Origin of the sequence: Primorskyibacter aestuariivivens, from assembly GCF_028023675.1 — a bacterium.
GTDB classification, from domain to species: Bacteria; Pseudomonadota; Alphaproteobacteria; order Rhodobacterales; family Rhodobacteraceae; genus Marinovum; species Marinovum aestuariivivens.
This window is the reverse complement of the sequence record NZ_JAQIOZ010000023.1, coordinates 52,133-69,360: the sequence shown is the minus strand read 5'-3', so window position 1 is coordinate 69,360 and position 17,228 is coordinate 52,133. Positions and strand designations below refer to the sequence as shown.

Annotated in this window: 19 protein-coding genes; 11 read left to right on the top strand and 8 right to left on the bottom strand. The window is 63.0% G+C overall.

What is annotated here, in order from left to right; translation table 11 throughout:
• Positions 1-433 precede the first annotated feature (433 nt).
• Together PGB28_RS19240 and rarD are read left to right on the top strand one after the other, a co-directional pair.
• On the top strand, positions 434-1,042 hold the full coding sequence (locus PGB28_RS19240; protein WP_271423159.1) for a superoxide dismutase: 609 nt from the start codon (positions 434-436) through the stop codon (positions 1,040-1,042).
• 125 nt (positions 1,043-1,167) lie between these two features.
• Positions 1,168-2,148, top strand: a complete 981-nt coding sequence (rarD, locus tag PGB28_RS19235; RefSeq protein WP_271423158.1) for an EamA family transporter RarD — start codon at positions 1,168-1,170, stop codon at positions 2,146-2,148.
• On the opposite strand, the gene PGB28_RS19230 is transcribed toward rarD, so the two are convergent.
• On the bottom strand, positions 2,055-2,606 hold the full coding sequence (locus tag PGB28_RS19230) for an LOG family protein (protein WP_271423157.1): 552 nt from the start codon (positions 2,604-2,606) through the stop codon (positions 2,055-2,057). The two genes, rarD and PGB28_RS19230, sit on opposite strands and share 94 nt — an antisense overlap.
• Before the next feature lie 366 nt (positions 2,607-2,972).
• On the opposite strand from PGB28_RS19230, the gene PGB28_RS19225 reads away from it, so the two are divergent.
• Complete coding sequence (locus tag PGB28_RS19225; RefSeq protein ID WP_271423156.1) at positions 2,973-4,535, top strand: LysM peptidoglycan-binding domain-containing protein; 1,563 nt, start codon at positions 2,973-2,975, stop codon at positions 4,533-4,535.
• 6 nt (positions 4,536-4,541) lie between these two features.
• Here PGB28_RS19225 and PGB28_RS19220 read toward each other — a convergent pair whose 3' ends face one another.
• The 3 genes from PGB28_RS19220 to PGB28_RS19210 form a co-directional block, all read right to left on the bottom strand.
• On the bottom strand, positions 4,542-4,958 hold the full coding sequence (locus PGB28_RS19220) for a VOC family protein (RefSeq protein WP_271423155.1): 417 nt from the start codon (positions 4,956-4,958) through the stop codon (positions 4,542-4,544).
• A 58-nt stretch (positions 4,959-5,016) separates the two neighbouring features.
• On the bottom strand, positions 5,017-5,865 hold the full coding sequence (locus PGB28_RS19215; RefSeq protein ID WP_271423154.1) for a DUF533 domain-containing protein: 849 nt from the start codon (positions 5,863-5,865) through the stop codon (positions 5,017-5,019).
• A gap of 106 nt (positions 5,866-5,971) precedes the next feature.
• Entirely contained in the window at positions 5,972-7,219 is a 1,248-nt protein-coding gene (locus PGB28_RS19210) for a cation:proton antiporter (RefSeq protein ID WP_271423153.1), read from the bottom strand.
• Positions 7,220-7,315: 96 nt separating this feature from the next.
• Between PGB28_RS19210 and PGB28_RS19205 the strand changes: the two genes are divergently transcribed.
• Complete coding sequence (locus PGB28_RS19205) at positions 7,316-8,206, top strand: DMT family transporter (RefSeq protein WP_271423152.1); 891 nt, start codon at positions 7,316-7,318, stop codon at positions 8,204-8,206.
• On the opposite strand, the gene PGB28_RS19200 is transcribed toward PGB28_RS19205, so the two are convergent.
• Both PGB28_RS19200 and PGB28_RS19195 read right to left on the bottom strand, forming a co-directional pair.
• A complete protein-coding gene (locus PGB28_RS19200) occupies positions 8,203-8,652 on the bottom strand; it encodes a GNAT family N-acetyltransferase (RefSeq protein ID WP_271423151.1) in 450 nt (149 codons plus the stop codon). The two genes, PGB28_RS19205 and PGB28_RS19200, sit on opposite strands and share 4 nt — an antisense overlap.
• Positions 8,649-9,590: a nucleoside hydrolase gene (locus PGB28_RS19195; protein WP_271423150.1), complete on the bottom strand. Its 942-nt coding sequence runs from the start codon at positions 9,588-9,590 to the stop codon at positions 8,649-8,651. The genes PGB28_RS19200 and PGB28_RS19195 overlap by 4 nt, the downstream gene beginning before the upstream one ends.
• A gap of 128 nt (positions 9,591-9,718) precedes the next feature.
• On the opposite strand from PGB28_RS19195, the gene PGB28_RS19190 reads away from it, so the two are divergent.
• A complete protein-coding gene (locus tag PGB28_RS19190) occupies positions 9,719-10,609 on the top strand; it encodes a hypothetical protein (protein WP_271423149.1) in 891 nt (296 codons plus the stop codon).
• Positions 10,610-10,662: 53 nt separating this feature from the next.
• Here the strand turns inward: PGB28_RS19190 and mazG are convergent, their stop codons facing one another.
• Positions 10,663-11,472: a nucleoside triphosphate pyrophosphohydrolase gene (gene mazG / locus PGB28_RS19185; RefSeq protein ID WP_271423148.1), complete on the bottom strand. Its 810-nt coding sequence runs from the start codon at positions 11,470-11,472 to the stop codon at positions 10,663-10,665.
• A gap of 62 nt (positions 11,473-11,534) precedes the next feature.
• Here mazG and PGB28_RS19180 point away from each other — a divergent pair, with 62 nt between their 5' ends.
• From PGB28_RS19180 to PGB28_RS19170, 3 genes are read left to right on the top strand one after another with little or no spacing between them, the layout of a single operon-like run.
• Positions 11,535-12,707 carry a M20 aminoacylase family protein gene (locus tag PGB28_RS19180; RefSeq protein ID WP_271423147.1) on the top strand — a complete coding sequence of 391 codons (1,173 nt, stop codon included), beginning with the start codon at positions 11,535-11,537 and terminating at the stop codon, positions 12,705-12,707.
• Positions 12,708-12,710: 3 nt separating this feature from the next.
• Complete coding sequence (gene speB / locus PGB28_RS19175; RefSeq protein ID WP_271423146.1) at positions 12,711-13,682, top strand: agmatinase; 972 nt, start codon at positions 12,711-12,713, stop codon at positions 13,680-13,682.
• 44 nt (positions 13,683-13,726) lie between these two features.
• Complete coding sequence (locus PGB28_RS19170; protein WP_271423145.1) at positions 13,727-14,155, top strand: DUF1499 domain-containing protein; 429 nt, start codon at positions 13,727-13,729, stop codon at positions 14,153-14,155.
• Here the strand turns inward: PGB28_RS19170 and PGB28_RS19165 are convergent.
• Positions 14,093-14,383, bottom strand: coding sequence for a hypothetical protein (locus PGB28_RS19165; RefSeq protein ID WP_271423144.1), 291 nt, complete (start codon positions 14,381-14,383; stop codon positions 14,093-14,095). The two genes, PGB28_RS19170 and PGB28_RS19165, sit on opposite strands and share 63 nt — an antisense overlap.
• Positions 14,384-14,431: 48 nt before the next feature.
• Here PGB28_RS19165 and prfA point away from each other — a divergent pair, with 48 nt between their 5' ends.
• The 3 genes from prfA to PGB28_RS19150 all read left to right on the top strand — a co-directional run bounded on the left by prfA (position 14,432) and on the right by PGB28_RS19150 (position 17,188).
• Positions 14,432-15,478, top strand: coding sequence for a peptide chain release factor 1 (gene prfA / locus PGB28_RS19160; protein WP_271423143.1), 1,047 nt, complete (start codon positions 14,432-14,434; stop codon positions 15,476-15,478).
• A complete protein-coding gene (gene prmC / locus PGB28_RS19155; protein WP_271423142.1) occupies positions 15,475-16,308 on the top strand; it encodes a peptide chain release factor N(5)-glutamine methyltransferase in 834 nt (277 codons plus the stop codon). Before prfA ends, prmC begins: the two co-directional genes overlap by 4 nt.
• A 241-nt stretch (positions 16,309-16,549) precedes the next feature.
• Entirely contained in the window at positions 16,550-17,188 is a 639-nt protein-coding gene (locus PGB28_RS19150; protein WP_271423141.1) for a DUF4167 domain-containing protein, read from the top strand.
• The last annotated feature ends 40 nt before the right edge of the window (positions 17,189-17,228 follow it).

Sequence of the window (17,228 nt, the reverse complement as noted above, 5' to 3'; positions counted from 1 at the left end):
CTTGTCGCCACGCAACGCTTCCAACGCCACCTTGGCTTTAAACTGATCCGTAAAATTCCGGCGCTTCGCCATTCTCGTATCCCTTCAAAGGTTTGGGATACACCTTAGCTGACTGTCCAATTTTCCGGGACCACTTCAACGGTGGAATCCAAACTCGGTGGCAATAGCCAGCGTGGGTTTGGACGAGGTACCTGTCAGTTGATGAAGAAGTGATGCAAATCGCCCCTTTTGTCGGCAGCGGGGTTCGTGTCGCGACCAGGGAATTGCGTGGTGAGCGTTGGCGTGAACAACGCCGGGCATATTGTAACCACGATCCGGGTTTCCGACAAAAAAACGCGGGATTTCCGTGCTGCGACCTCACCCGGGGTTGACCTCCCCGGCGCGGGCGCTCACTTATTGACCAGAGATTTCACACAACGAGGGGGACAACCCAATGGCTTTCGAACTTCCCGATCTTCCCTATGCACACGACGCTCTGGCCGGTCTCGGCATGAGCCAGGAGACCATGGAATATCACCACGATATCCACCACAAGGCCTATGTCGACAACGGCAACAAGCTGATCGAAGGCACCGAATGGGCGGGCAAGACCCTCGAAGAGATCGTCAAGGGCACCTATGACGCGGGTGCCGTGGCGCAGAACGGCATCTTCAACAATGCCTCCCAGCACTGGAACCACATGCAGTTCTGGGAAATGATGGGCCCGGGCGGCAACTCCATGCCGGGCGAGCTGGAAGCGCGCATCAAGGATGCCTTCGGCTCGGTCGAAGAGTTCAAATCGCAATTCTCTGCCGCCGGTGCCGGTCAGTTCGGCTCGGGCTGGGCATGGCTGGTCGTTGACACCGATGGCACGCTCAAGGTCACCAAGACCGAGAACGGCGTGAACCCGCTTTGCTTTGACCAGACCGCGCTGCTGGGCTGTGACGTGTGGGAGCATTCCTATTATATCGACTTCCGCAACAAGCGTCCGGCTTACCTGTCGAACTTCCTCGACAACCTGGTGAACTGGGAAAACGTGGCGGAGCGTCTGTCTAACGCCTGATCCGGCGGACATTGCATCAAAGAAACCCGCGGCACAGCCCGCGGGTTTTTTCTTTGTCAGCCCATTGCGGAGCTTCGGCAAACCGGCTCTAACCAAACGGTCGTAATCGCCCGGAGCTTTTCCACGTGTCGCAGGTCCAGATCGGTATTCTGAACATGGTCGCCGCCTGCGTCATCTGGGGGCTGTCGGGGCTCTACTACAAACTGCTGAGCCATATTCCGGCGATTGAAATCCTGGCCCATCGCACGCTCTGGTCGGCGGTGTTCTTTACCGGCGTATTGGCGGTGCAGGGGCGGCTGAGGGTGTTGGGCAGCCTGCTGTCTGATGGGCGGCAGGTGATCACCGTGGCGCTGGCGGCGCTGATGATCGCCTGCAACTGGTTCTTTTTCATCTGGTCGGTGGGTGCAGGCCGCGCGACCGAGGCTTCCTTGGGCTACTACATCTTTCCACTGGTGGCGGTGCTGCTGGGGCGGGTGGTGTTCGGCGAACGGCTCAGCCCGGCGCAATGGGCCGCCGTGGCGCTCGCAGGCTGTGCTGTTGCCGTGCTGACCCTGGGGCTTGGCGTGTTGCCCTATATTTCGCTGATCCTCGCCACCAGCTTTGGCATCTATGGCGTGTTCAAGAAACGCATCGCCTTTGGCCCCATCGTGACCGTCTCGGGCGAGGTGGTCCTCCTGACACCTATTGCGCTCATTGTGATGGTGTTCTTTGCCACGCCCGAAGGGGCGGGGCTGGACCGTGTGCTGGCGGTCGGGACCGAGGCGGGGCTGAGCTGGCGCGACATGGCGCTTCTGATGTTCGCCGGGCCGCTGACCGCAACGCCGCTGATCCTTTTCTCAGCCGCGACCCACCGGGTACCAATGGCCACTGTGGGGCTTGTGCAATACATCAATCCGACGCTGCAATTCCTTGTTGCCGCTTTGGTTTTTGCCGAACCGGTGACGCTCTGGCACCAGATCGCCTTTCCGATGATCTGGGCGGCGCTGGCGCTTTATTCCTGGACCTCACTGCGTCAGGACAGGGCGGCGCGTAGGCTGGCGATGCAATCCTCGACAGACGTGGTCGTGCCCCAAAGCTCTCTGAGGGACGGATCGGCAAAACCCTGATCAATGACGTGGTCCAGAAGCGCCAGCAGCGGCTGCCAGTATCCCGCCACATCAATCAGGATCACCGGCTTGGCATGCAGGCCAAGCTGCGCCCATGTCAGCACCTCGAAAAACTCGTCCAGTGACCCGGCGCCGCCGGGCAGAAGCACCACGGCATCCGCATTCATCAGCATGACTTTCTTGCGCTCATGCATGGTTTCGGTCACGACAAAGGTGTTCAGGTCGCGCTTGCCCACCTCCACATCCAGCAGGTGTTTGGGGATCACGCCGAATGTCTCGCCGCCATGCTCCTGCGCCGACCGCGCGACGCGGCCCATGAGGCCAATGTCACCGGCTCCATAGACCAGTCGCCAGCCTTCGCCCGCAAGCGACTGGCCCAGCGCCTCTGCGGCCTCGGCATAGGCGGGATCGGTCCCATCGCGTGAGCCGCAGTAAACGCACACAGAGATGTCGGCCATTGTCATTCGCTCCCGGGGCAGTTTTGGCGTAACCTGACGGCATTAAAGCACAATGCGAAATACTTGAGCCAGAGTGCATCGCGTAACGCGTTGAAATCCATGATTTCAAACAGCGTTAGGCGATTCAGGTTTTTCGCAATGCGCTATAGTCGGCGTTGCATGGGGGAAGTCAATCAGCGCCGCGCGCCTTTTGGTTGCTGACACGGGCGATATTGTCGCGCGCGCGCCACATTTTGACCGTGTGACGGCGGGATGATACTGATTTTTGCGCTTTTATGAGTGGGTTGCGGTGTAACCTGTGCCAAGCTCGGCAAAAAAAGCGTCCGGCGCGAAGACGTCGCGCCAGCGCATCAAAGGGGAAATGACATGACGAAGTGGGTCGGAGTGCTGGGCGGGGGCGCGGCGGCTGCCGTAGTGGGAACCGGTCTCTATCTGTCCGGTGTCTTTACCCCCACGCAGACGCCACGGGAGCCGCAGCAGGCGGTTGCTCTCCCTGACAGTAATGTCACGGAGCAGGCAGAGGGTTCAACAGACCCGACGTCGCCGTTGGTGGCCAAGGAGGGCGGTGCCGCTGACATTGCCGCATCAGAAGAGGCTGACCCCGCTCCAATCGCGCCCCCCACATTCGATATTGTCCGGATCGAACCGGATGGTTCCGCGCTGATCGCAGGCCAGGGGGTGGCGGGCAGCGCCATTCGGGTCCTGCTGGATGGCGAGGATATCTCCGAGGCGCAGGCCGACCGCGAGGGCAAGTTCGTCAGCCTGCTGGCCATTGCCCCATCGGATCAGCCGCGCCTAATGTCGCTCATCATGTCGGTGGATGGTGCGGAGTACCCGTCCGATACCGAGATCATCGTTGCGCCCTTTGGCCCGGCGCCCAAGCTGGCTGAAGCCGCAACTGATGCAGACCCTGCGCCAGCCAAAGAAGAAGAGATTGCGTCGGTCTCTGAACCGATGGAGACCGCGACCGCCCCCGCTGATGACACGCCGGCCACCCAGCCACCTGTTGAGGGCGACGCGCAGGAGGCCGAGGAACCCGAGCGGGCCGAAGCAGCAGATCCGGCCGAACCTGTTGATGCAGATCCTGCCACCGAGGAGATCGCAGCGCAGGAGCCAGCGAGCGACACTCAACCGGAGACGGCCCCGACGGAAGCCGAAGCGCCCGAGGCGGGCGGTGAAGACTCCGTTGCCGAGACGCCAGAGCCGCTAGAGACGGCCGAGACACCCGAAGTCGAAGAGCCGTCCAAGGCGGACCCGGTTGTGGAACAGCCCGTCAAGGTGGCCGAAAAAACCGATACGGACACCGCAACGGGCGAAGAGGCCGCGGAGACCGGGCAATCCGACAGCGCGGATGCCCCCGAACCCGCTGAGGAGGCCAGGGAGGCTCCGCCCACCTTGCTTGCCTCGGACGAAGAAGGGGTGCGCGTGCTGCCAGGCCCCGAGGTGCTCGATTCCGTGGCCATCGACACGATCAGCTATGATGAAGCGGGCGACGTGGCGCTGGCCGGTCGTGGCGCAACAAGCGAGGAGGGCGGTTTTGTCCGCATCTATCTGGACAACACGCCTGTGACGTCGTCGCGCATCCGCGAGGACGGGTCGTGGCGCGTGAACCTGCCCGAGGTGGACAACGGCGTCTATACGCTCCGCGTCGACGAGGTGGACGAAGACGGCACCGTGAAGTCCCGCACCGAGACACCGTTCCAGCGCGAAGATCGCAAAACGCTGGAACGCGTGGCCGGGGACGAAGACGGTGCGCCATTGCGCGTTCTGACCGTTCAACCGGGCAATACGCTATGGCAGATCGCGCGCGACCGCTATGGCGAGGGGCTGCTCTATGTGCGCGTGTTCGAGGCCAACAAGGGCCAGATCCGTGACCCCGACCTGATCTATCCGGGGCAGGTGTTCGACCTTCCGGACACGGCAGAATAACCACCATCACCCATCGCGCCCGGGATCGTCCGGGTTGCATGAAAACAGCGCGATCTTGTTGCCCTGCGGATCGCGCAGATAGCCGACATAGAATTGCGGGCCATAGGTCGCGCGAAACCCCGGCGTGCCATCGTCGGACCCGCCAGCGGCAACCGCAGCAGCATGCAGGGCGCGCACCTGCGTCTGGTTGCGCGCTTCAAAGGCCACCATCGACCCGTTTCCGGCCAATGCGGGTTGGCCGTTGAACGGTGCCTTGATGTAGAAATCGGGGAGGGCGGGGGACTGTCCCGGCGGCACGGGCAGCGCATAGCTCAGATCACCCTGATAGCGCTCCAACCGGTAGCCAAGCGCAGGCAGGAACGCCGAATAAAACCGTTCCGCGCGCGCGATATCGTCAGCACCAACGGTGACATAGGCGATCATGCTCGTGGGGTCCGTTTGGGAGCAAACGGGCGGCTTCACCGCCCGTCCGCATATCGGCTTAGCTGTAAAGCGGCTGCACGCCCATCTGCATATGCAGCATGTTTACGGTCTGCTGATCCAGCCCCAGCGCCCCGGCCAATTGGTCGAGATAGGCCGCCTCAGCCTCGGTATCGACGCGGATCGACATGAGCGACATGGAATAGACCTGCATCTTCTGCGCCTCGGGGGTGGCGGCGGCCAGCGCCTGTACATCCACCGGCGCGGCAAGCTGCGCCTGCACAAAGGCGATGTCCCCGGCATCCGCATCCTCGCCAAGGGTTTCAAGGATCTTGGCCTTTTCCGCCTCGTCAATGTCCCCATCGGCCTTGGCGGCCTGGATCATTGCGCGCAGCATCAGCCCCGCGGCTTCCTCGGCCTCCGGCGCGGTGTCGGCGGTTTTGAACTGATCAAGCAGGCCGCCCACGCCCTGACCCGAGGCCGCCGCAGCGCCTCCGGCCATGGCCAGAAGCCCGGCAAGGCCCGCGCCGCCCGCGCCGGACAACAGGCCGCCGCCTTCGCCGCCATCCTGCTGCTGGCCGCCGCCCATAAGGCCACCCAGCATGGATTGCAGGTCCATACCGCCCGCGCCCCCTGCGCCGCCCATCACCTTGGACATCATCTCCTGCATGTTGCCCATGCCGACCGCGCCCTGTTCCTGCATCTGGCCCATCATGCCCTGCAACTGGTCCAGTCCGGGCATCTGACCCATGGCCTTGGCCGCCTCGCTTTGGGGGGCTGCGGCCTCGCCCGAGGGCACCTGTGCGCCGCCCAGAAGCCCGCCGAGACCGCCGTTCTTGCTCAGGTGATCCACGCCGCGCGCCGCCGCATAGCCCATGGCCACCTTGGCCAGTGTTCCCATCAATCCCATAACCGAACTCCTTTTCACGCTTTGGTTGTCGTCAGTGTTGCACAAAGTGGGCAGGAGGTAAGGGGAAATCCCGGCCACTGCGACGCATGGCCCTGCGCGCGCGGGGTCACATCAGGTCCGGCATGCGACCAAACCGGTTCGCCACCCGCGTCACCGTCAGCCCCTGCACGATGATCGAGAAGATTACCACCACGTAAGTTGCTGTCAGGATCAGCGGTTTCCATTCGCCCTCGGGCAGCGACAGCGCCAGCGCGACCGAGATGCCGCCCTTGAGCCCACCCCAGGTCATGATCGGGATCACCCCGGGGCTGAAGTCGCGGAACGGTTTGAGCACCATGACCGGGATCGCCACCGCCGCCAGCCGCGCCACCAGCGCCAGCGCGATGGCAAACACGCCCGAGGCGAGATAGCCCGCGTCAAAAGCCACGGCAAAGACCTCGAACCCGATCATCAGGAACAGCACCGCATTCAGGATCTCGTCGATCAGCTTCCAGAAGGCGTCCACATAATCGCGGGTCTGGGCGGTCATACCGTGTTTGGTTCCGATATCGCCGATCAAAAGCCCCGCACATACCGCCATGATCGGTGCCGACACATGCAGGTATACCGCCAGCTCATAACCGCCAAAGGCCAGCCCCAGCGTCAGCAGCACCTCAAGCGAATAATCGTCGATCCGCCGCATCACCCGGAATGCCAGCCAGCCCAGCACCACGCCGAGCACCGCGCCGCCAAGCGCCTCCTGCACGAATAACAGCGCCGCGCCTTCGAACCCTGAGCCGTGATGATCGCCCGAGGGAAAGGCCAACCCGACGAGAACGAGGAACACCACGTACCCCACGCCGTCATTGAAAAGCGACTCGCCCGCGATCTTGGTTTCCAGCGACTTGCGCAAGTTCGCTTCGCGGAGCACCCCCAGCACCGCCACCGGATCGGTGGGCGAGATCAGCGCGCCAAAGACCAGCGCAATGAGGATCGGCATGCCCGTCATCCAGTGGAACCCGATTCCGGCAATCACCGTGGACAGCCCCACGCCCAGCGTCGCCATGAGAAAGACCAGCCGCCATTGGTCGCGCAGGTCCGACAGCTTCACATGCAGCGCCCCGGCAAACAGCAACAATCCCAGCATGCCCTCCAGCAGCGCCTCGGAGAAATCGACGCCGGTGACCTGTTCGCGCACCGTGTCGGCCAGTCCCAGCGACGGCACCGCCAGATCCAGCGCCATGATCCCGAAAGACGCCAGCAGCGACACCACCAGAATGCCAATGGCGGCGGGGAGTTTGAGAAACAGATAGTTGATCGCGCCGAACACACCGGCAAGCACGATCAGAAGCGAAGCGATCTGGAGAAAGGTCATGTGGTTCGAAATCCCTTGTTCGGTTTTCTCGCTAGCACGGCGCGGCGACCCTCGCCAGCTTGACCCGGCCTGTCGCCCGTGATCATGCTCGCGGCCATGAACACCAGACGCGATCTAGATTTTTCCGGCCTTGCCGGGCTTTTGGCGATCACCCTGATCCTGTCCTTCAATCAGGTGGTGATCAAGGTCACCAATGACGGGCTGCAACCGGTCTTTCAGGCCGGGCTGCGCTCGCTTTTTGGGGTGATCTGCCTGTCTGTCTGGGTGGCGTTTTCGGCGCGAAAGATCCGCGTCAGGCGGGACGAGGTGCTGTCGGGCCTGTTGCTGGGCCTGCTGTTCGCGGTCGAGTTCCTGCTTTTGTTCCTGGCGCTTGATATCACCTCGGTCGCGCGCTCGGCGATCCTGTTCTATTCCATGCCGATCTGGCTTTCGATTGCCGGGCATTTCCTGCTGCCCGGGGAACGGATTACGCGGCCAAGGTTGATGGGGTTGATCCTGGCGATGAGCGGCGTGATCTGGGCGCTGGCTGACCGTGACATCGCCCAGGGCAATCTGCGCGGTGACCTGATGGCTCTGGGCGGGGCCTTTGCCTGGGGCGGGCTGGCGCTGACCGTGCGGCTGACGCCGCTGGCGCGCAGCAATGCCGAAACCCAGCTGTTCTGGCAACTGGGGGTGTCCGCGCCGCTGCTGCTGGGTGCCGCGTTCCTGGGCGGGCCGTTCATTCGTGACCTTGCGCCGCTGCATATCGCCGGGCTGGGCTATCAGGTGGTGCTGGTGGCCTTTGCCGGGTTTCTGGCGTGGTTCTACCTGATGCAGCAATACAAGGCCTCGACCGTGGCCTCGTTCGGCTTTCTCTCGCCGGTATTGGCCGTGCTCTTTGGTGCCGTGCTTTTGGGCGAAGAGACCAGCCCCGCGATCTGGGCCGCGCTGGCGCTGATCGGGGCGGGGCTGTGGTTGATCAACAAGCGGCCAAGGGTCGCCGGTTAAAGCACCCGGGTCATGAGCATGAAACGCTCGCGGGCAGAAAAGCGCGCACGGCGATAGAGCTTCTGCGCCGGCTCATTCGCCCGGTCCACCTCCAGATGCAGCGCCTTGAGCCCGGCCTCTTTCAACGCCTTGGGCAGCGAATAAAGCACATCCGAAGCCATGCCGCGCCCGCGCACAGCGGGGCGGATGTAAAGCTCATCGACGAACCCGTCCATGCCGCCGAACTCCAGCGACCAACCGAAGGACAGGATCACATAGCCCACCGGCGATTTCGACGGGCCGATCACATAGACCGCGCCATGGGGCGAACCTTCGAGCAGCGGCATGAGCGCCTTTGTGCGATGCTCCGGGTCGGTTTCAATACCCATCTCGGCGCTGAAATCGGCGGTCAGCTTGAGCAGCCGGTCTAGGTCGTCAGCTCCGGCAAGGTGCAGTCTGGTGCTCATAGGCGGGCAAGTCTTTCGGTCAGGAGGGTGAAAAAGCCATCGGCGTCGATATCGCCCATGAAGGTTGCATTGGGCGCGCGGTCCGTGACGCGCCACCAATCGGCAACGGTCATGCCAAGGGTCAGCTCGGATGTGGTCTCAATCTCGACATTGATGTGCCGCCCGGTGAACAGGTCGGGCCAGATCAGGTAGGCGGTGACGCATGGATCATGCAGCGGCGCCCCGGCGCTGCCGTATTTCTCCTTGTCGAAGCGTTCGAAGAAGTCGGTCATTTGCGCCACGGCGATCCCTACGGCTGTGTCCAGCGCGCGGAACGCATCGTTGCGCGGTTGGGTCACCAGTGCCTTATGCGTCACATCGAGCGGCATGACCACGATGGGCGCACCGGATTTGAACACGATATCAGCGGCTTCCGGGTCAACGTAGATGTTGAATTCCGCCGTGGGGGTGATGTTGCCCACCTCGAAATAGGCCCCGCCCATGAGCACGATCTCCTGCACCCGCGCCACGATATCGGGCGCGCGGGTAAAGGCCGTGGCAATGTTGGTCAGCGGCCCCAGGGGGCAAAGCGTGACGGTGCCGGACGGCTCCGCGCGCAGCGTCTCGATGATGAAATCCACGGCGTGCTGGTCCTGAAGCGCCATCACCGGATCGGGAAGCTCCGGGCCATCCAGCCCGGTTTTGCCATGCACATGTTCGGCGGTGACCAGCGGGCGGCGCATAGGTACGTCGCAGCCCGCAAAGACCTTGGTCTCGGGCTTGCCCGCCAGTTCACAGACGATGCGCGCGTTTTTCTCGGTCAGGGGCAGCGGCACGTTGCCCGCAACGGCGGTGATTCCCAGAACCTCGATCTCTTCGGGGCTGGCCAGCGCCAGAAGGATGGCCACCGCGTCGTCCTGTCCGGGGTCGGTGTCGATGATGATCTTGCGTGCGCTCATGGGTCACCCGGTGTCAAATTCGGCGCTACAGTGTCAAGCTGTGCGGGGGAAGTCCACAAGAGGTTTGTCGCTGTGCGGGCTTGTGCCTATGGTGGCGAAAAATCCGGGGCGGCAAAAACGGGGCGGGCATGAGCAAACAGGTTTTTATCCATGCAGGCGCGCATCGCACGGGCACGTCGTCGTTCCAGATGTGCCTGGACCTCAATCGCGACGCCCTGCGTGCGGCGGGCGTGGATCCGGCCTATCCGGGCCGCGATGGCATCCCCGGCGGGCGGCTGCGGCTGAAATTGCCGGGGCCGGGAACGGGGGAGCAGGCCCGCGACGCGATGGCGGCCCGCGCGGCAGAGGTACTGCAAGGTCACAGCCCCGAACCGAACCGCGCGCTTTTGTTGTCCGAGGAGAACATTCCCGGACGCATGTTCCATTTCTACAAGGGGCAGATCTATCCTGCCGCCGAGGCGCGGTTAAAGCTGCTCGACAAGGCGCTGAAAGCAAACGGTTGTGACAAGGTGGCTCGGCTCGTGCTGGTGCTGCGCCGCTACGATGCGCTCTTTGCCAGCGCCTATCGTAAACGGGCCGAGGACAACCCCGTCGCCCCGTTCCGCGAGATTGCCCCGCGTATGGTGGCGATGGACCGGGGCTGGCCCGCGCTGATCCGGGCGATCAAGACGATCATTGCGCCGCAGGAATTCATCGTGCTGGAGTACGGCCAGAGGGGGGAAAGCCGGGACGTGTTGCGCCGTCTTCTGCCGCAGGTTTCGGTTGGCTGGCAAGAGCCGGAGCGGGTGATGAACCTCTCGGCGACGGATGCGGCGCTTGAAGCATTGCAGGCACGCTATCATTCGGGCGAAACGCTGGGCCGGAATGCATGGCAAGAGGTTGTGGCGTCACATCGCGACAATCCGGAAAACACCGGCTTCGCCAGTTTCACCGAAAAGGAAATACGCGTTTTAACAGAGCGTTACGACGCGCATCTCGACAAGATTGCGAAGATCCGGGGGATCACTTTCATCCGCTGACAACACGATTTCTTTTGAAGAAATCGGTCCGAAATCTTTTGAAGATTTCGTGACTACTCGGCCGCCTTCGCCGCATCCCAAAGCGCGTCCATCTCTTCCAACGTGGCGTCCTCCGGCCGTTTGCCTTGCTCCGCCAGCGCCGCTTCAATCGATGCAAACCGTCGAATAAACTTGCCATTGGCCCGGCGCAAGGCGGCCTCGGGGTCCACGTCCAGATGCCGCGCGAGATTGGCCATCACGAAAAGCAGGTCACCCATCTCTTCCTCGATTTTGTCCTGCGGCAGGCTCTCGCGCGCCTCGACCAGCTCGCGCGCCTCCTCGGAGATCTTGTCGAGCACCTGATCCACCTCGGGCCAGTCAAACCCCACCCGCGCGGCGCGTTTTTGCAGTTTGAACGCGCGCAAAAGCGCGGGAAGCCCGACCGCCACGCCATCCAGTGCGCCGCCCTGTGCCTTGCCCGCACGTTCGGCGGCCTTGATTGCCTCCCAATCGGCGGTCTGTTGTTCAGCGCTCTTGTCGCGGCTTTCATCGCCAAAGACATGCGGATGCCGCGCCACCATCTTGTCCGACATGGTGTCGGCCACCTCGTCAAAGCTGAACAGGCCTTTTTCGCTGGCCATCTGCGCATGAAATACCGACTGGAACAGCAGATCGCCCAATTCCCCCTTGAGCTCGTCCCAGGCCTCGCGCTCGATCGCGTCGGCCACCTCATAGGCCTCTTCGATCGTGTAGGGCGCGATGGTGGAAAAATCCTGTTCGATATCCCAAGGACAACCCGTTTCGGGGTCGCGCAGGCGGCGCATGATCTCCAAGAGCCGGGGCATGCCGCCCCTGGGATCGTGGATCAATGCGTCACCGGCCATTGCAGCCCCCTCAGTTTTGCGCTCAGGTGCAACCTGTCCAATCCGTGCACGGGAGTCCAGACATGGCCGTCATCAACCGCATTGCAGGCTACGCCGATGACCTGACCGCGTGGCGGCGGCACCTGCATATGCATCCGGAACTGGCGCTGGACTGTCACGAGACGGCGGGTTTTGTCGTCGAGAAACTGAGCAGCTTTGGTGTGGACGAGATACACGAAGGCATCGCCACCTCGGGCGTTGTGGCCATCATCGACGGGCAGGGCGATGGTCCCTGCACCGGGTTGCGCGCCGATATGGACGCGTTGCCGATGGACGAGGAAACCGGGGTGGAATACGCGTCAAGAGTGCCGGGACGGATGCATGCCTGCGGTCATGACGGGCATACCACGATGCTTCTGGGCGCCGCACGCTACCTTGCCGAGACGCGGAATTTCGCGGGCCGCGTGGCGCTGATCTTTCAACCGGCTGAGGAAATCATCGGCGGTGGCCGGATCATGGTGCAGGACGAGCAGATCATGGACCGGTTTGATATTGACGAGGTTTATGGTCTGCACACTTTCCCATTCGCCCAAGCCGGAACGATCAGCACTGCGCCGGGTCCGCTTCTCGCGGCGGTGGATGATTATATCATCACCATCAAGGGCAAGGGCGGGCATGCGGCCTACCCGGAGGAATGCGTCGACCCGCTCATCGCCGCGACCGCCCTGCATCAGGCGTTTCAGACCATTGTGTCGCGCAATGCAAAGCCACTGGACTCCATCGTGGTTTCGGTCACGCAAATCCATGGCGGATCGGCGCTGAATGTCATTCCGGACAAGGCGACCGTGGCGGGGACCGTGCGCACCTATGCGCCGGAGCTGCGCGCCTTGGCCGAAAAGCGCATTCGCGAGATCATTGACGGGGTCGCCCTGACCCATGGGGTTGCGATCGAACTTGAGTTCCTGCGCGGCTACCCTCCGACAGTCAATCATCCGGATCAGACCGCGCTTGCCGTTCAGGTCGCACGCGAGGTCGCGGGGGCAGGCAATGTGAATGACGCTCTCGAACCGGAAATGGGGGCCGAGGATTTTTCCTATATGCTTGAGGCGCGGCCCGGCGCGTTCCTGATGCTGGGGCAGGGGATCGGTCCGTCCTGTCACCACCCGGCGTTCGATTTCAATGATGAGGTCGCGCCCATCGGCGCGTCCTTCTTTGCGCGTCTTGTGGAGACGCGGCAACCCATCGGGGGAATGTGAGACATGGCGCTAGAGGATGCGAAACAGGCGGTGGACGATGCCTTTACCCGGTCGGATCGCCGGGGGCTGAGCTATGAGAACACTTTTGGCGGGGCCACCTCCTTTGTCCGCCGCCGCTATACCAAGGACCTGAACGGCGTCGATATCGCCGTGACTGGCATCCCCTTTGATCAGGCGGTGACCAACCGCCCCGGCACGCGGCTTGGCCCCCGTGCCATCCGCGAGGCCAGCGCCCTGCAAAGCCCCGATGCGCCCTATGGCTGGGGGTTTTCGCCGCTGGAACAGCTCGACGTGGTGGATTATGGCGACATGGCGTTCGACTATGCCAAAGTGTCCGAGTTTCCCGCCACGCTTGAGGCCCATAGCGCAGGGATCATCGCGTCCGGCGCGGCGCAGGTCACGCTGGGTGGTGATCACTACATCACCTTGCCGATCCTGCGGGCCCATGCGGCGAAACATGGCCCGCTGGCGTTGATCCAGTTCGATGCGCATAGCGACAGCTGGGTGGATGATGACATGGAGCGGATCGACCACGGCACATTCGTCTACAAGGCGATCAAACTGGGGCTGATTGATCCGGCACGCTCGGTTCAGATCGGTATCCGCACCGACAATCCCGACACCTGTGGCGTGAACATCATCGACGCGCGCGAGGTGCATGCCACCGGCCCCGAAGCGGTCGCGGCGCGGATTCGTGAGATCGTGGGGGATACACCCGCCTATCTGACATTTGACATCGACGGGCTGGACCCGGCCTTTGCGCCCGGCACCGGCACGCCGGTCTGGGGCGGGCTGAGCACCGCGCAGGCGGCGGTGATCCTGCGCCAGATCGCAGGCGTCAACCTGCTGGGCGGGGATGTGGTCGAGGTCTCGCCACCATTTGACACCACCGGTGCCACGGCCATCGCGGGCGCGCATGTGGCAATGGAACTCATATGCCTTATCGGGTGGAACAGGCTAGGACTTGGCGCATAGTGTCATCCATTGACCTGAGCGCCCGATTATTGCGGGGCCGGGCAATGTCCGAAAGGTCCCGAATGTTCCGTCAGATCGCCATTCTCCTGCTGGTCGCGTTCGCGTTTCTCATGTTCTACATCCGGGTTGCGCCATCCGATCCGGGGCGCTGGCACGTGACGCTAACGTTTACGCATAACGAAACGCTTCAGGCCGCGGCGCGCCGGATGTTCGACGGCGATAAGGAAAGGCTGGCCGCGCTGGACCGCGTGATCCGCGACACGCCGCGCACGCGGGTGCTTGCCGGGTCGCTGGAGGAGGGGCATATCACCTATGTCACCCGGTCGCTGGTCATGGGCTTTCCCGATTACACGACCGTTCAGCTGACCGATGGCACCATCCGGCTCTTTGGCCGGGCGCGGTTCGGGCAGTCAGATCTTGGGGTCAATGCCGCCCGTCTCGACGGCTGGCTTGAGACTCTGGGGCAGGGATGAGCTGAGACAGCCCTGCGCCACCTCGCGCCACATCGGCACGTTGAGCGACATCTGGCATTGCGCCATGAACATGCGCCCGTCGACCTGCAGACAGATAGTCTGACCCAGCTCGACCCGCGCGCCGGATGAATCGGTGCAATAGCAATCCGCCGTTTTGCCGCCCGGGCCTGTTACATCGGCCGATGCGGGCAGCGCCATAACGATCAAAAGGACACTTCCTCTCAGCATGGGTCCAGTTTATCACGAAGGTCCTGACCTGCAAAAAGCAAAGCTGACATGATCCCCGAAGACCGCCTCCGCCAGATCCAGGACCGTTTCGAATATCTCGAAGCCCAGATGGCCGAAGGTGGCGGGGATATCGCCAAGCTTGCCAAGGAATATGCCGGGCTGAAACCCGTGGTCGAACAAATCGCCGAGTGGCAGAAATTGCAGTCGGACATGGCCGAGGCCGAAGCCATGCTGGATGATCCGGACATGGCCGAACTGGCGGAAGAAGAATTGCCGATCCTGCGCAAGCGCCTTCCGGAGGCGGAGAAAGCGCTGCAACTGGCGCTTTTGCCCCGGGACGAGGCGGATACGCGCCCCGCGATGATCGAGATACGCCCCGGGACTGGTGGCGAAGAGGCGGCGCTTTTCGCGGGCGATCTGCTGCGCATGTATCAGCGCTATGCGGAAGGACGCGGCTGGGGCTTTGAGATCATCGAAGAGCAATCCACCGAACTGGGTGGCGTCAAGGAAGTGGTGGCCCATGTGAAGGGCGACAATGTCTTTGCGCGGTTGAAATTCGAATCCGGTGTGCACCGGGTTCAGCGCGTGCCCACCACCGAGTCGGGCGGGCGTATCCATACCTCCGCTGCGACCGTTGCTGTGCTGCCCGAGGCCGAGGATGTGGACATTCGCATCGACGCAAACGACCTGCGCATCGACACGATGCGGTCCTCGGGTGCAGGTGGTCAGCACGTGAACACCACGGATTCGGCGGTGCGCATCACGCACCTGCCCACCGGCATCGTGGTCACGAGTTCCGAGAAATCCCAGCACCGCAACCGCGAGATCGCCATGCAGGTGCTGAAAACCCGGCTTTACGATCTCGAACGCCAGCGGGTCGATAGCGAACGCAGCGAAAGCCGCAAATCCCAGGTTGGATCAGGGGACCGGTCGGAACGCATCCGCACCTATAACTTCCCGCAGGGGCGCATGACCGATCACCGTATCAACCTCACGCTCTACAAGCTCGATCAGGTCATGTCCGGCGATCTCGACGAGATCATCGACGCGCTCACCGCTGATGCGCAGGCCACGCAACTGGCCGAGATGGCATGACCGGGTCGGAACTGCTGGCGCGTGGGACGCGCGCGCTCAAACAGGCGGGGATCGACGGGGCAGGGCGCGACGCACGGCGTCTGATGGCCTTTGCGCTGGGGGCTGAGCCGGGGCGGCTGACGCTGGTGCTGCCTGACCCGGTGGGCGACGAGGTTGCCGCGACATTCGACACCTTGATCCAGCGCCGCGCCGCCAGCGAACCGGTGTCCCATCTGGTTGGCACGCGCGACTTCTTTGGCCGGTCCTTCCGTGTCACGCCCGATGTGCTCGACCCGCGCCCCGAGACCGAGACGCTGATCGAGTCCGCGCTGGCCGAACCGTTCGACCGGGTTCTGGACCTTGGCACCGGAACAGGCTGCATCCTGCTCACCCTGCTGGCCGAGACCGAAGGCACGATGGGTACGGGCGTTGACCTGTCCGCTGATGCCCTGGCGGTGGCGCGCGACAATGGCGCGTCTCTGGGTCTGTCAGGGCGCGTGACCTGGCTCGAAAGCGACTGGTTCGCCGGGGTTGAAGGGCAGTTCGACCTGATTGTGTCCAACCCGCCCTACATCGCCGCGGATGAGATGCCGGGCCTGTCGCGGGATGTGCAGGCCTATGAACCGCGCCTGGCGCTCACCGATGAAGGCGACGGGCTGTCGGCCTATCGCGCGATCACTGCCGGTGTCATGGCGCATCTGGTGCCCGGCGGGCGACTGGTGGTGGAAATCGGCCCGACACAGGCCGGCGCCGTGGCCGCGATGATGACGGCGGCGGGGCTCAAGGGCGTGTCGATCGTGCGCGATCTTGACGGCCGGGACCGGGTTTTGACGGCCCGTCACCCCGATTAGAGGGGAAAAAGGTGCATTTCTGCCGCGTTTTCCCGCCGATTGCACGAAAAATGGCGTTTACCCTCTTGTAAGGGTCCCCATGACATGTTTACTCCTGAGACATCGACGCGGTGGATCGTCTTGACGGGTCCCGCACGATGCCAAGCCCAAAAAGCGTTGAATTGCCATATATCTCGCGACATGCGCGTATCACCCGGCAAATCAACTGGACATGACTTACAAAGGCTGGATTGCTGCTAAAATGAGATCTTCCAAGTCAAGGTCGCGGTCGAGATCGAACCGCAACAAACCCTCCTCTGGTAACATCATCAACCGGGTCTTCGACAGCTCGGGCCCCGAGGGCAAGGTGCGCGGAACCCCGCAACAGATCATCGACAAATATAACCAGCTGGCCCGCGATGCGCAGCTTTCGGGCGACCGCGTGGCCACCGAGAACTTTCAACAGCATGCCGAGCATTACACACGGATGCTGAGCGAGGCGCAGAAAGAACAGGACGCCAAGCGCGAAGAGCAGGAGCGGCAGAACCGCGAACGCCAGGCCCAGCGCGACCGTGAACGCGCCGACCGTCAGGAACGGGAAAGCAATGGCGGTGGCGGCAATGACAGCTCCGCGCAGGAACAGGCCGCGCCGCGCCGCGACAGCAATGCTGACCTCTCCGAGGCTCCGCAGCCGGATGTGATCGACCTGGATGAAAACGGTGAAAACACCGATTCCGGGCTCGTGGACACGCCCGAGGAGCGCGCCGAAGAGCCCAAGCCGAAGCCGCGCCGCAAAAGCGCGGCCCCGCGCAAAAGCAGCAAGCCCAAAGCCGCCAAGAAGGACGACAAGTCCGAAGCGGATACGCCCTCCAGCGATGAGCCGTCACAAGCGGCGGAGTGATTGCTTTCATACCGGTTTGGAACGGGTCGCCATGTGGCGG